This is a genomic window from Paracoccus limosus (assembly GCF_009711185.1).
Classification (GTDB): domain Bacteria; phylum Pseudomonadota; class Alphaproteobacteria; order Rhodobacterales; family Rhodobacteraceae; genus Paracoccus; species Paracoccus limosus.
Genome location: NZ_WMIF01000019.1, coordinates 1 through 13,153, shown reverse-complemented (window position 1 = coordinate 13,153; position 13,153 = coordinate 1). Strand labels below are relative to the sequence as shown.

General features: G+C 66.0%; 11 protein-coding genes. 7 read left to right on the top strand and 4 right to left on the bottom strand.

Going from position 1 to position 13,153, the window contains the following annotated elements:
* Positions 1 to 44: 44 nt before the first annotated feature.
* Positions 45 to 758, top strand: a complete 714-nt coding sequence (locus GL279_RS13285; RefSeq protein ID WP_155065127.1) for a rhomboid family intramembrane serine protease — start codon at positions 45 to 47, stop codon at positions 756 to 758.
* Between the two features lie 41 nt (positions 759 to 799).
* On the opposite strand, the gene murJ is transcribed toward GL279_RS13285, so the two are convergent.
* From murJ to GL279_RS13270, 3 genes are read right to left on the bottom strand one after another with little or no spacing between them, the layout of a single operon-like run.
* Positions 800 to 2,344: a murein biosynthesis integral membrane protein MurJ gene (murJ, locus tag GL279_RS13280; protein ID WP_155065126.1), complete on the bottom strand. Its 1,545-nt coding sequence runs from the start codon at positions 2,342 to 2,344 to the stop codon at positions 800 to 802.
* 18 nt (positions 2,345 to 2,362) lie between these two features.
* Positions 2,363 to 5,179, bottom strand: coding sequence for a [protein-PII] uridylyltransferase (locus GL279_RS13275; RefSeq protein ID WP_425495607.1), 2,817 nt, complete (start codon positions 5,177 to 5,179; stop codon positions 2,363 to 2,365).
* Positions 5,176 to 6,378: a penicillin-binding protein activator gene (locus tag GL279_RS13270; RefSeq protein ID WP_155065124.1), complete on the bottom strand. Its 1,203-nt coding sequence runs from the start codon at positions 6,376 to 6,378 to the stop codon at positions 5,176 to 5,178. Before GL279_RS13270 ends, GL279_RS13275 begins: the two co-directional genes overlap by 4 nt.
* 145 nt (positions 6,379 to 6,523) lie before the next feature.
* Between GL279_RS13270 and rsmI the strand changes: the two genes are divergently transcribed.
* The 3 genes from rsmI (at position 6,524) to gshB (ending at position 8,898) form a co-directional block, all read left to right on the top strand.
* Positions 6,524 to 7,420, top strand: coding sequence for a 16S rRNA (cytidine(1402)-2'-O)-methyltransferase (gene rsmI, locus GL279_RS13265; protein WP_155065123.1), 897 nt, complete (start codon positions 6,524 to 6,526; stop codon positions 7,418 to 7,420).
* Positions 7,417 to 7,866 carry a YraN family protein gene (locus GL279_RS13260; RefSeq protein ID WP_246175314.1) on the top strand — a complete coding sequence of 150 codons (450 nt, stop codon included), beginning with the start codon at positions 7,417 to 7,419 and terminating at the stop codon, positions 7,864 to 7,866. The genes rsmI and GL279_RS13260 overlap by 4 nt, the downstream gene beginning before the upstream one ends.
* A 75-nt stretch (positions 7,867 to 7,941) precedes the next feature.
* On the top strand, positions 7,942 to 8,898 hold the full coding sequence (gene gshB, locus GL279_RS13255) for a glutathione synthase (RefSeq protein WP_155065122.1): 957 nt from the start codon (positions 7,942 to 7,944) through the stop codon (positions 8,896 to 8,898).
* Between the two features lie 24 nt (positions 8,899 to 8,922).
* Here gshB and uvrB read toward each other — a convergent pair whose 3' ends face one another.
* Complete coding sequence (uvrB, locus tag GL279_RS13250; protein WP_155065121.1) at positions 8,923 to 11,109, bottom strand: excinuclease ABC subunit UvrB; 2,187 nt, start codon at positions 11,107 to 11,109, stop codon at positions 8,923 to 8,925.
* Between the two features lie 160 nt (positions 11,110 to 11,269).
* Here uvrB and GL279_RS13245 point away from each other — a divergent pair, with 160 nt between their 5' ends.
* The 3 genes from GL279_RS13245 to GL279_RS13235 all read left to right on the top strand — a co-directional run bounded on the left by GL279_RS13245 (position 11,270) and on the right by GL279_RS13235 (position 13,067).
* The gene (locus GL279_RS13245) at positions 11,270 to 11,581 is read left to right on the top strand and encodes an ETC complex I subunit (protein ID WP_155065120.1); all 312 of its coding nucleotides are present in this window, start codon (positions 11,270 to 11,272) and stop codon (positions 11,579 to 11,581) included.
* A 130-nt stretch (positions 11,582 to 11,711) separates the two neighbouring features.
* Positions 11,712 to 12,644 carry an MYG1 family protein gene (locus tag GL279_RS13240; RefSeq protein ID WP_155065119.1) on the top strand — a complete coding sequence of 311 codons (933 nt, stop codon included), beginning with the start codon at positions 11,712 to 11,714 and terminating at the stop codon, positions 12,642 to 12,644.
* A gap of 108 nt (positions 12,645 to 12,752) precedes the next feature.
* Positions 12,753 to 13,067 (top strand): hypothetical protein, encoded by a 315-nt coding sequence (locus GL279_RS13235; RefSeq protein ID WP_155065118.1) that lies wholly within the window; start codon positions 12,753 to 12,755, stop codon positions 13,065 to 13,067.
* Positions 13,068 to 13,153: the final 86 nt, after the last annotated feature.

Here is a 13,153-nt window from a genome sequence, read left to right as displayed (position 1 = left end):
CCTTGCCCCGTTCGGGCGCAACCGCCCTGTCGGAAGGAGAGAAGATGCGCCCCGGTTACGATGAATCGCCCCTGAACCCTGTTCCTGCCGTGGTCTGGGCGCTGGTGCTGCCGATGATCGCCTGCGAGGCGCTGTTCGGGCTGGCGCAGCTGGGCTTTGCCGGCGGCGGCGGCCCGGGTGCGGGCATGGCCATGCGCCAGATCGCGGTCGAGCGCAGCGCCTATATCCCCGAGCTGGTGCTGCGGCTGTGGCAGATGCGGGTGTTCCTGCTGGATCAAAGCTGGCGGGTGCTGACCTATTCCTTTGTGCATCTGTCGCTGATGCAGGCGGTTTTCGTCGTGGTGTTCTGCCTGGCGCTTGGCAATCTGATTGCCAATGTCTTTCGGCCCTGGGCAGTGATCGTGCTGTTCTTTGGCTCGGCCATCGGCGGTGCGCTGGTCTATACGCTTTTCGTGGCCGCCTTGCCGCAGCTGAACTTTCAGCCGCTGATCGGCGGCTATCCGGCGGTCTATGGCTTTGTCGGCGCCTTTACCTTCCTGCTCTGGACCCGGCTTGGGCAAGAGAACGCGAACCGGATGCGGGCGTTCACGCTGATCGGCATGTTGCTGGCCTTCCAGCTGGTCTTTGGCATCCTGTTCCAGACCGGCAACAAGACATGGATCGCCGAGGTTGCGGGCTTTGGCACCGGCTTCCTTTTGTCCTTCGTGCTGGTGCCGGGCGGCATTGCCCGCGTCATGGCCCAGATCCGCGACCGCTAAGGCCGGGCCGGCCTGCCGCAGGGCAAGCCGGCGGGCCGCGATCAGCGCCCGCGGCTGAAGCCGGCGCGCAGGTCCGACAGCCGGAACCCGCCCAAAGCGACCAGCGCAGCGCCATAGGACAGCGCCCCCGCCATGACCAGCGCCAGCAGTGCCAGATAGCGCGTCCCCGGCTGATACAGGCTGTCGCCAAGCACCAGCATTGCCACCCAAAGCGCGCCGCCCATCACCAGCGAGGCCGCGACGATGCGCGGCAGGCGATGGCGCAGCCGGTCGTCGAACTCGGCTGCCTCGCCATAGACGCGGGTGCCGCGCCACAATTGCCAAGCCATGGTCCAACCGGCGACCGTGGTGCCAAGTGCTGCCGCCGAAAAGCCGATCAGCGGCGCCAGACCCAGCGCCAGCACGGCGTTCACCACCATCGACCAGATGGCAAAGCGGAACGGGCTTTGCGTGTCCTCGCGTGCGAAATACAGCGGTTGTAGCACCTTTTGCAGCACGAATGCCGGCAGGCCCACGCCATAGATCGCCAGCGCCAGTGCCGTGGGGCCGACGTCGGATTCCAGAAACGCGCCGCGCTTGAACAGGACCGAGATCACCGGATAGGCCGCGACCGTCAGCGCGATCGCCGCCGGCACCGTCAGGAACAGCGCAAATTCCGTGGCCCGGTTATAGGCATAGCGGCCGCCCACCGTGTCCTCGGCCTTCAGCCGGCGCGAGATGTCGGGCAGCAGCACGATGCCGATGGCGATGCCGACCACACCCAGCGGCAGCTGATACAGGCGGTCGGCATAGGTCAGCCAGGCCACCGCACCGTCGAAGAACGAGCCGACCTGCTGGCCGACGATCAGGTTCAGCTGCACCACGCCGCCGGCCAGCACCGAGGGCGCGGCGACGGCCAGCAGCCGCTTCATGTCGGGCGACAGTCGCGGCCGGCGCAGGCGCAGCGGAAAGCCCATGCGCTTGGCGGCCCACCAGACGGTCAGGAATTGCGCCAGCCCCGAGACCGGCGTCGACCAGGCCATGGCGCTGCCCATGTCCCAGCCGTAATGGTCGGCCAGCAGCATGGCGACGATCAGGATCAGGTTCATCAGCACCGGCGCGGCCGCCGCCGCCATGAAACGCCCACCCGCGTTCAACAGCCCCGACAGCAGCGCCGTCAGCGAGATGAACAGGATATAGGGAAAGCAGATCCGGCCATAGGTCACGGCCAGATCGAAGCGCTCGTCGCCGACAAAGCCCGCCGCCAAGGCAAAGACCAGCCATGGCATCAGGAAGGTCGCGACCAGCGACACCAGCAGCACTACGCTGAACAGGCCCGAGAACGCCTCTTCGGCAAAGCTGCGCGGGTCCTCACCCGCTTCCAGCCGTTTGGCGAACATCGGCACGAAAGCGGTGTTGAACGCGCCCTCGGCGAAAAAGCGGCGGAACATGTTGGGCAGGCGGAAGGCGACGTTATAGGCCTCGGCCACCGGGCCCGCGCCCAGATAGGCCGCGATCATCACGTCGCGGACAAAGCCCACCACCCGGCTGGCCAAAGTCCAGGCCCCGACCGAGAGGAACCCCCGGATAAGTCTGATCGGTTGCATTGTATTCCTGTCCCTAGGTCAGAACGATCCGCCCAAGGGTCGATCGGCCTTTTCGGCACGTTCGACCCCGTCGCGGATCGCCTTTTCCAGCTTCTTGCGCAGCGACTCGCGCTTTTGCGGCTGGTGCAGTTTCAATCCGAACATGTCCTTGACGTAGAAGGTGTCCACCACCTGCGCGCCAAAGGTCGCGATCACCGCGCTGGCAATCTGGATGTGATTTTCGGCCAGCGTCCGCGTCAGGTCGTAAAGCAGGCCGGGACGGTCGCGGGTATCGACCTCGATCAGCGTGTAGACGTCGGATGCCTCGTTGTCGAAGGTGATATGCGTCGGAAAACGAAAGGCGGATTCGCGTTTCTTCGGCTTGTCGCGCCCGGCCAGCGCCTCGCGCGGGACCACCTCGCCCTTCAGCGTGCGCTCGATCATCTTGCTGAGCCGGGGCAGGCGGTCCATGTCATAGGGATGGCCGTCGCCGTCCTGCAGCCAGAACACCGCCGTCGCGAAGCCGTCCTTGGTGGTGTAGGTGCGGGCATCGACGATATTGGCGCCGACCAGCGCCAGCGCGCCGGCCAGACGCGAAAAGATGCCGGGATGATCGGCCAGCACGAAGGCGGCGCGGGTGGCGTCGCGATCGGGGTCGGGGTTCAGGTCGATGCGGATCTCATCGGTGCCAAGACCGCGCAGCAGGTCGGCAAAGACCGATTGCGTTTCGGTCGGCAGGCCCGGCCAGTAGTTTTCGTAATGCCGGCCCAGCTCGGCCTTGATCGCGCGCGGCTCCCAGCCACGGGCGGTCAGCAGGTGGCGCAGCGAGCGCTTGGCCTCGCCGGTGCGCTTTTCGCGGTTCAGCTCTTCCAGCCCGTTCTTCAGCGCCAGTTCGGTTTCGGCATGCAGCTTGCGCAGCAGCACGGCCTTCCAGTTGTTCCATGTGCCAGGGCCGACGCCACGGATGTCGCAGACGGTCAGCACCGTCAGCAGGTCCAGCCGCCGCGTGCTTTTCACCAGCTTGGCAAAGTCGCGCAGCGTGCGCGGGTCGGAAATGTCGCGTTTCTGCGCCACGTCCGACATCAGAAGGTGATTGCGGATCAGCCATTCGATGGTCTCGATCTCATCCGCGGGCAGGCCAAAGCGTGTGCAGACCCGCCGCGCCAGCCGCGCGCCTAGGATCGAGTGATCCTCGGTACGGCCCTTGCCGATGTCATGCAAGAGCACCGCCAGATAGATCACCCGGCGGCTGATCTTGCCATGCATGATGCGGCTGACGGTGGGCAGATCCTCGATCTGTTCGCCGCGCTCGATGGCCGAAAGGGCGGCGACGCATTGGATCAGATGCTCGTCCACCGTGTAATGGTGATAGACGTTGAACTGCATCATCGCCACGACCGGCGCGAATTCGGGGATGAAGGCGCCCAACACGCCCAACTCGTTCATGCGCCGCAGCGAGCGTTCCGGGTTGCCGTGTTTCAGCAGCAGGTCCAGAAAGATGCGCACTGCCTCGGGGTCCGAACGCAGGCTGTCGTCCAGAAGGTTCAGGTTCGCCGCCACCGCGCGCATGGCATCGGGATGCAGCATCAATTGCGTGCGCAGCGATTCCTCGAACAGGCGCAGAATGTTCAGCGGATCGGCCAGGAACTGTTTTTCGTCGGCATAGTTCAGCCGGCCACGGTCAATCCGAAAGCCCGGCCGCACACGCTTGCGCCGGCTCAGCAGCCCGCTCAGGATCGGCGCCTTGTAAAGATGGCGCGCTTCGAGCGAGACGAGGAACACCCGCGTCAGCTCGCCCACGCGGGTGGCATGGGTGAAATAATCCTGCATGAAGACCTCGACCGCGCGCCGCCCGCTCAGATCGCGATAGCCCATGGCGCGGGCGACCTCGACCTGAATGTCGAAGGTCAGCTGATCGGTCGGCCGGCCGGTCAGCAGGTGCAGGTGGCAGCGCACGGCCCACAGGAAATCCTCGGCCTGCCAGAAGGTCAGGTGTTCGTCCTTGGTGAATACGCCAAGGCCCACCAGCTCGACCGCGCGGTCGACGCGGTGGATGTATTTGCCGATCCAGTAGAGCGTCTGCAGGTCGCGCAGCCCGCCCTTGCCCTCTTTGACATTGGGCTCCAGCACATAGCGCTGGCCGCCCTGACGGCGGTGGCGCTCGGCCCGCTCGGCCATCTTGGCCTCGATGAACTCGGGCACGGAATTGTCGAAAAGCTCGCTCCACAGCCGCTCGCGCAGCGATTCCGCCGTGGCGGCATGGCCACAGACCAGCCGGTGCTCCAGAAGGCTGGTGCGGATGGTGATGTCGCCGCCGCCCAGCCGGATGCAGTCGTCGATCGAACGGGTGGACTGGCCGATCTTCAGCTTCAGATCCCACAGCATGTAAAGCATGGATTCGACCACGCTTTCGGCCCAGCCGGTGACCTTCCACGGCGTTAGGAACAGCAGGTCCACATCCGATTGCGGCGCCATCTCGGCGCGACCATAGCCGCCGATTGCCAGCACCGACAGGCGCTCGGCATCGGTCGGATTGGTGTGCGGATGCAGGATGGTGGTGGCGACATGGTGGATCGCCGTCACCGTGGCATCGGTCAGGTTCGAGATGGCGCGGACGGTTTCACGCGCGGCGCGGGGATGGGACTGAAAGCCCGCGACGATATCGGCAAGGGCGGCGGTGCGCGCCTCGGTCAGCAGCGCGACCGTGCGGGCGCGGATGTCGCGCGGGTTGTCGATGCCCTGCAATTCGCGGCTGAGCTGCGGCAGGAAAGTCTCGGGCGAAAACAGCGCATGCGCCCCGGGCAGGGCCGGGGCGCTTTGCGGCAGGCGGTCGGCGGACAGGTCGGCCAAGATCAGAACCCGAAGCCGCCAAAGCTGGTGGGTGTCGGCGACAGGATCTGCACCTGACCGTTCTGGATCGTGGCGATGGCCAGCGCGCGTTCGTTGGTGCCGTCGCGTTTCAGCCGGAAGGCGCCGTTCACGCCGGCAAAGCCTGCGTTCTGGGTCAGCCCGGCGGTGGTCAGCGCGTTCTTCTTGCCGGCGCGGACCAGAGCGGCGATGGCAGCCACGCCGTCATAGGCCAGCGAACCCAGCTCATGCGGCGCCTCGCCATAGGCCGAGCGGTAGCGCTGCTCGAACTGGCCCTTCATCCGGGTGTCGGGCAGGGCGAACCAGCCGCCTTGCACGCCCTTCAGTTTCAGGCGCGAAGCCGGGGTGTCCCAGCGCGTCAGCCCCATCATCTGCACCGTGCCCGAAGAGACGCCGGCATCGGCCAGCTTGTCGGTCAGATAGGGCAGCACAGCGCCCTGGTTCGCGGTCAGGAACACCGCATCGACATTGCCGGACAGGGCCGCCTGAGCCACGTTCGGGATCACCCCGTCGATGCCCTGTTTCGACAGCGGATGCGTGGCCGTGCCGGCCAGCGTGGCGCGGTTGGCCTGAATGGCGCGCTGGATCGCGGCGCTGCCGATCTGGCCTGCGGCGTCATCCTCGGCCAGCACCATGATGCGGCGCTTGCCGTTCTGGACCGCATAGCTGACCAGCCGGTTGGCGGTGTTGTCAAAGGTATTGCCCAGCACAAAGACGTTGCCGCCCGCGATGTCGGCATTGTTCGAAAACGACAGCACGTTCACGCCCCGCGGCGCCATGGCATTGCCGACGGCATTGGCGCTGTCGGCAAACAGCGGGCCAAGGATGATCTTGGCGCCCTGATCGACCGCCTCAGTGGCTTTGGCCACCGCCGTCCCCGGATCGGAGCCCGAGTCATAGACCCGCAGGTCGATGGTGGCGCCGCGCGCATCGGCGGCGGCCATCTTGGCCGAATTGGTCAACGAACGCGCCAGCCAGTCGAAATCGGCGTTGTTGGTGCCGCCGGGCACCAGCAGCGCGATCTGCACCGGCTTGGTCGGGTCGATGGATTGCCCGGTCGAGGCGCCGGAGCTGGCGGTTTCGATCGGGTCACAGGCGGCCAGGAACAGGGCCGAGGCGATGGCGGCGATGCGGGCGAGAGGCCGGCGAAGGCCGAAGCCGCCGCGCGTCGTGGTCAATGCGATCATGGCTTGATTCCCTGTCACTGGGGCTGGGGACTTAACCCCGGCAGGTTATTGGCATATCCCGGGGATGGCAACGTGCCCGGCATCCGGCCTTCCGGCAGGACGCCCCGGCCCCAAAACGACTGGCCCAGCAACAAGGAGCGCCGCCATGGCTGACAAGGAAACTGCTGCGCGGTCGATCGCACTATCGATTTCCGCCGCGCCCCCCGAGGCGGCGCTCTATCTGGTGGCAACCCCGATCGGCTCGGCCCGCGACATCACACTGCGCGCGCTCGACGTGCTCAATACCGCCGATGTGCTGGCGGCCGAAGATACCCGGACCTTGCGGCACCTGATGGACATTCACGGCATCCCGCTGCGCGGCCGCCGGATGATCGCCTATCACGACCACAATGCCGATCGCGCCCGCCCGGGCATCATCGAGGCGCTACGCGCGGGCCTGTCGGTGGCCTATGCCTCGGATGCGGGAACGCCGCTGGTGGCCGATCCCGGCTATCGGCTGGCGCGCGATCTGGCGCAGGAGGGGCTGGTGGTGCGGGCGCTGCCGGGCCCTTCGGCGGCGCTGGCGGGGCTGTCGGTCTCGGGCCTGCCGAGCGACCGTTTCCTGTTCGTGGGCTTTCCGCCCGCGACACAGGGCGCCCGGCGCAGCTGGATCGCCGGCTGGGCCGAGATCGAGGCCACCGTCATCACCTTCGAAAGCCCGCGCCGCGTTAGGCAATTATTGGAGAATATGTGCGAGATTGACCCGAATCGATCTACGGTGATCTGCCGGGAACTGACCAAGAAATTCGAAGAGGTGATGCGCGGTACGGCCGGTGGACTGCTGGAAGCGATCCCGCCCGAGGGATTGCGCGGCGAGGTGGTGGTGCTATTCGACCGCCCGGCGGCGAAGGAACGGGATGAGGGTGATCTGCGTCAGGCCTTGGCCGCGCTATTGCCCGAACTGCCAGTCAAGGAGGCGGCGGCTCGGGTCGCCGCGAAATTCGATCTGCCCCGGCGCGACATCTATGCGCTGGCGCTGGAAATGAAAAAGGAGACGCCATGACCATGCCCGCCACGCGGATCCCCGCCGTTCAGTCCCCCGCGGCCCGGACCTCTGTCGCCCAGCCCCGCGCCGTCCCGGCCAGCCGCCGTGCCGGGGGTGCGACCGCCTATGCCGCCGGCCGCATGGGCGAGGACAGCGTGCTGCGGGATTATCTGGCACGCGGTTATTCCAAGGTGGCGGCACGCTGGCGCGGTGCGGGCGGCGAAATTGACCTGATCATGGAGCGCGACCGGGAATATGTCTTTGTCGAGGTCAAGAGCGCGGCGCGCCATGCCGATGCGGTGATGCGGATCAGCGCGCAGCAGATCGAACGCATCTGCAATGCCGCGTTGGAATTCTGTGGCCGGCTGCCACAGGCACTGCTGACGCCGATGCGCTTCGACGCGGCGCTGGTCGATGGTCAGGGCCGGGTCGAGATCCTTGAGAACGCATTCGCCATGGGCTGACTGCCTGCCGGCAGTGCTTGCAATGGCGCCACGGGCAGGCCAGAACTCATTGCGAACGAGACTGGAGTTGTCAGCATGAGCCTATACGTCGCCCTCCAGATGGACCCGATCGAACATGTCTCGATCGATGGCGACAGCACCTTCCGTCTGGGATTGGAAGCCCAGGCGCGGGGGCACCGTCTTTTCCAGTATACGGTCGATAAGCTGAGCTATGATGAGGGCCGGATCCTCGCACAGGGCCGGCCGATCACCTTGCGGCGCGAGCGCGGCAACCATGTCAGCTTCGGCGATTGGCAAGAGGCGGATCTGCGCGAATTCGACGTGGTCTGGCTGCGGCAGGATCCGCCCTTTGACATGGGCTATATCACCAACACCCATCTGCTGGAACGCGTGCATCCGGAAACCTATGTAGTCAACGACCCGTTCTGGGTGCGCAACTGCCCGGAAAAGCTGCTGGTGCTGGATTTTCCCGATCTGACGCCACCAACGCTGATCACCCGCGATCTGGCGCAGATCCGCGCCTTTCGCCAGCGGCACGGCGATATCATCGTCAAGCCGCTTTACGGCAATGGCGGGGCAGGGATCTTTCACCTGCGCCCGAACGATCCCAACCTGTCCTCGCTGTTGGAGACCTTTACCGGCAGCAACCGCGAGCCAGTCATCGCCCAGAAATACCTGCCGGCGGTGGTCAAGGGTGACAAGCGCATCATCCTGGTCGATGGCGAGCCGGTCGGTGCGATCAACCGGGTTCCGGCCGAGGGTGAGGCACGTTCCAATATGCATGTCGGCGGTCGCCCCGAAAGGATCGGCCTGACCGAACGCGAGCGTGAGATCTGCGCCATTATCGGCCCGGTCCTGCGCGAAAAGAGCCTGCTGTTTACCGGCATCGACGTGATCGACGGTTGGCTGACCGAGATCAACGTGACCTCGCCGACCGGGATTCAGGAGCTGGAGCGATTCGACGGCATCAATGCCGCCGCGCTGATCTGGGACGCCATCGAGCGTCGCCTGACCGAACGCAAACCGCGCTAGGTCCAGCCTGCGCGGGCGCCGGCCCTAGTGCCGGCGCTTGGATCGCTTGGTGCCACCGCGCTGGCCGGCCCGGCCGGCAGTCGAGCGGCCCGAGGCGCGGACTGCCTCTTCGGCGGCTTCCTCGATGGCCGATTGCCGCGCCAGCGGATCGTCGGCCACGGCCAGCTCGACTGCTTCCAGCCGCTTGACCTCGTCGCGCAGCCGCGCGGCCTCTTCGAATTCGAGGTTCTCGGCCGCCTTGCGCATTTGGGCGCGCAGCGCATCCAGATGTGCGGAGAGATTGGCACCGACCAGCGGCTTGTCCACCTTGGTGGTGATGCGCGACTGGTCGGTATCGCCCTGCCAGAGCCCGGCCAGCACATCCTCGACATTCTTGCGCACGGTCTGCGGCGTGATGCCATGTTCGGCGTTATAGGCCATCTGCTTATGCCGCCGGCGCTCGGTTTCCGCCATGGCGCGCTCCATGCTGCCGGTGATGCGGTCGGCATACATGATGACGCGGCCATCGGCGTTGCGAGCGGCGCGGCCGATGGTCTGGATCAGCGAGGTCTCGGAGCGCAGGAAGCCCTCTTTGTCGGCGTCCAGAATGGCGACCAGACCACATTCAGGAATATCAAGGCCTTCGCGCAGCAAGTTGATGCCGACCAGCACGTCGAATGCGCCCAGCCGCAGGTCGCGCAGGATCTCGATCCGCTCGATGGTGTCGATGTCGCTGTGCATGTAGCGGATGCGGACGCCCTGTTCGTGCAGATATTCGGTCAGATCCTCGGCCATGCGCTTGGTCAGGGTGGTGACCAGCGTGCGCATCCCCGCCGCCGAGACCTTGCGCACCTCATCGAGCAAGTCATCGACCTGCATCTCGACCGGGCGGATCTCGATCTGCGGGTCGATCAGGCCGGTGGGGCGGATGACCTGTTCGGTAAAGACGCCGCCGGTCTGGTCCATTTCCCATTGCGCGGGGGTGGCGCTGACAAAGACCGATTGCGGGCGCATGGCGTCCCATTCCTCGAACTTGAGAGGCCGGTTGTCCATGCAGCTTGGCAGGCGGAAGCCGTGTTCAGCCAGCGTGAACTTGCGCCGGAAGTCGCCGCGATACATGCCCCCGATCTGCGGCACCGAGACGTGGGATTCATCGGCAAAGACAATGGCGTTGTCGGGGATGAACTCGAACAGGGTCGGCGGCGGCTCGCCCGGGGCGCGGCCGGTCAGATAGCGGGAGTAGTTCTCGATCCCGTTGCAAACCCCGGTCGCTTCAAGCATTTCCAGGTCAAAGTTCGTGCGTTGCTCCAGCCGCTGCGCCTCCAGCAGCTTGCCTTCCTCGGTCAGCTGTTTCAGACGTCCGTGAAGTTCGGCTTTTATCCCCTTGATTGCCTGCTGCAAAGTCGGGCGCGGGGTGACGTAGTGGCTGTTGGCGTAGATGCGGATCTGCTTGAAGCTGTCGGTCTTGGCGCCGGTCAGCGGGTCGAATTCGGTGATCGCTTCCAGCTCGTTGCCAAAGAAATCAAAGCGCCATGCGCGGTCTTCGAGGTGGGCGGGCCAGACCTCGACCACATCGCCGCGCACGCGGAAACCACCGCGCTGGAAGGCGGCGTCGAGACGGCGGTATTGCTGGGCCACCAGCTCGTTGATGAAGCCGCGCTGTTCGTATTGCTGACCCACGATCATGTCCTGCGTCATGGCCGAATAGGTCTCGACCGAGCCGATGCCGTAGATACAGGAAACCGAGGCCACGATGATCACATCGTCGCGCTCCAAGAGCGCCCGCGTGGCCGAGTGGCGCATGCGGTCGATGGCCTCGTTGATCTGCGACTCTTTCTCGATATAGGTGTCCGAGCGGGCGACATAGGCCTCGGGCTGGTAGTAATCGTAATAGCTGACGAAATATTCGACGGCATTTTCCGGGAAGAAGCCCTTGAATTCACCGTAAAGCTGGGCCGCCAGCGTCTTGTTGGGTGCCAGAATGATGGCCGGGCGCTGCGTCGCCTCGATCACCTTGGCCATGGTATAGGTCTTGCCGGTGCCGGTCGCGCCCAGCAGCACCTGATCGCGTTCGCCCTCCACCACCCCGCGCGACAGTTCCGCGATCGCCGTCGGTTGGTCGCCGGCGGGCTGGAACTCGGACTGCATGACAAAGCGCTTGCCGCCCTCAAGCTTGGGGCGGGTGACCTCTGCAAAGCGCAGCGTCGGGGCGTTGGTATTGTTGTGACCCATGGTTTCACCTTTGTTCCGGTGCTGAATCTGGCATCGGGTGGCCAGGATGCAAGAGGCAAGTGCAAAGCGGGCGCGCATTGCCCCGCATTGTCGCAGCCATCTTGAACCGAAGCCCGGCTTGGGGGATAAGGCGGCAAGCAAGAACAGAGGGTTCCCGCCAATGCGCGTTCGCATCTACAAACCTGCCCGTAACGCCATGCAATCCGGTATCGCGCGGACCAAGCTGTGGGTCCTTGAGTTCCCGGCCGCCGATGCGCGCGAGATCGACCCGCTGATGGGCTGGACCAGTTCGGACGACACCCAGGCTCAGGTCCGGCTGCGCTTTGAGACCCGCAAGCAGGCCGAGGATTACGCCCGCGAGAAGGGCCTGGATTTCGTGGTGATCGAGCCGCATGCCCGTGCCGCCAATGTTCGCCCGCGCGGCTATGGCGAGAATTTCGCGACCGACCGCCGCGCGCCCTGGACGCATTGAGGCCAGCGGCCCGCGCCGCCGAGGGGCCGCCCGTTCGATATTGCCCCGGGGTCGGATCGCCGGCCCCGGATTTTCACGTCCAAGGGGCGGCGCCGGGCGTCATCCCGTGATCCTTGCAAGGAAGCCCGCCATGTCCCCCGCCTTTCTCGTCACCCATTCCGGCGGCTTTCACGCGGATGAGCTGTTCTCAACCGTCATCCTGAGCCGGCTGTTTCCTCAGGCCGAGATCCGGCGCAGCCGCGATCCGCAATGGATCACCGCCGCGCCCGACCGGGTGATCTATGACGTGGGCGGCGCCTACGATCCCGAGGCGGGAATTTTCGACCACCACCAGCGCGGCGCGCCGCTGCGCGCCGATGGCCAGCCGTTCAGCTCGTTCGGGCTAATCTGGCAGCATTTCGGCCGCGACTATCTTGCCGCGATGGAAGTGCCGGCCGAGCATATCGAGGGCATCCATGCCTCTTTCGACGCCCGCTTCGTGCTGCCGGTGGATCTGCTGGACAATGGCGCGCTGAACCCCGGCACGGCGGGTCCGCTGCTGACGGGGATGCTGCTGCCGGGCCTGCTGGAAAGCCTGAAACCGGTGTTCGATGACACTGAGCCCGGCGCCGATGACCGCGCCTTTCTGAATGCGCTGACCATCGCGCGCGCCTTTGTCGAGGCGAGGGTCGCCCGCAGTGCCGCCAAGCTGCGCGCCGATGGCATCGTGCTGCAGGCAATCGAGGCGGCGGGCGATGGCCGCATTCTGGAGCTGCCGATGGGCATGCCGTTCCGCCCGACCGTGGTCCGGGCCGGGGCCGACCGGCTGTGGTTCGTGATCTCGCCGCGCAACAAGGACTGGGTGATCGGCGGCATCCGCAAATCCGAGGACGGGTTCGAGCAGCGCGCCGACCTGCCCGCCGCCTGGGCCGGGCTGACGGGCGAGGCGCTGGAACAGGCCTCGGGCGTGGCGGGCGCGCTGTTTTGCCATAACGGCCGCTTCATCGCCGCCGCCGCCAGCCGCGAGGCGGCGCTGGAGATGGCCCGGCTGGCCGTGGTCGAGGCCGAGCGCGGCGCCGTCTGATCCCATCGCTCCCTTGGCCGCCGCAAGCCTGCGCCGGGCCTGACGCATTCCTGCGATGCCCGCGCCGGGCGCGCCGTCTAGGATGGCGCGATTGCGAAAGGACAGCGGATGCGGCCAGAACCTGCCGGGCGGATCGCCCCCAAGCCATGCCCGATGCTGGGCGCGGCCTCGATCGAGGTGACGCCGCGCACGTTGGCGCGGCACGAGGATGCGCGGCTGCAACTGCCGCCGGGCAGCGAGGTTTTTGTCGCCAATATCGAAGGCACGCCCTTTGCCGAGATGCTGGCCGCCGCCGCCCGCCTGCGCGCGATGGGGCTTGAGCCGGTGCCGCATATGCCGGCGCGGCTGATCGCGGGCGAGGCGGAATTGGCCGATCACTTGCATGTTGAACGGCTTGCAATAAGGACCCCGCTTCTGGGGTGATCGGCGTCCAAAAGGGACCCCACCGACCGGGGGTTGGGTCCATTGTGCCTTCGATGATTATCGGAGGCCGAGCACGGGATGCTGAT

Excerpts from the sequence above, each read along its gene's own strand:
- GL279_RS13270 (WP_155065124.1), bottom strand. The coding sequence starts at position 6,378 with ATGATCGCATTGACCACGACGCGCGGCGGCTTCGGCCTTCGCCGGCCT.
- uvrB (WP_155065121.1), bottom strand. The coding sequence starts at position 11,109 with ATGGGTCACAACAATACCAACGCCCCGACGCTGCGCTTTGCAGAGGTC.
- GL279_RS13245 (WP_155065120.1), top strand. The coding sequence starts at position 11,270 with ATGCGCGTTCGCATCTACAAACCTGCCCGTAACGCCATGCAATCCGGT.
- GL279_RS13285 (WP_155065127.1), top strand. The coding sequence starts at position 45 with ATGCGCCCCGGTTACGATGAATCGCCCCTGAACCCTGTTCCTGCCGTG.
- murJ (WP_155065126.1), bottom strand. The coding sequence starts at position 2,344 with ATGCAACCGATCAGACTTATCCGGGGGTTCCTCTCGGTCGGGGCCTGG.
- GL279_RS13260 (WP_246175314.1), top strand. The coding sequence starts at position 7,417 with ATGACCATGCCCGCCACGCGGATCCCCGCCGTTCAGTCCCCCGCGGCC.
- GL279_RS13240 (WP_155065119.1), top strand. The coding sequence starts at position 11,712 with ATGTCCCCCGCCTTTCTCGTCACCCATTCCGGCGGCTTTCACGCGGAT.
- GL279_RS13235 (WP_155065118.1), top strand. The coding sequence starts at position 12,753 with ATGCGGCCAGAACCTGCCGGGCGGATCGCCCCCAAGCCATGCCCGATG.
- rsmI (WP_155065123.1), top strand. The coding sequence starts at position 6,524 with ATGGCTGACAAGGAAACTGCTGCGCGGTCGATCGCACTATCGATTTCC.
- gshB (WP_155065122.1), top strand. The coding sequence starts at position 7,942 with ATGAGCCTATACGTCGCCCTCCAGATGGACCCGATCGAACATGTCTCG.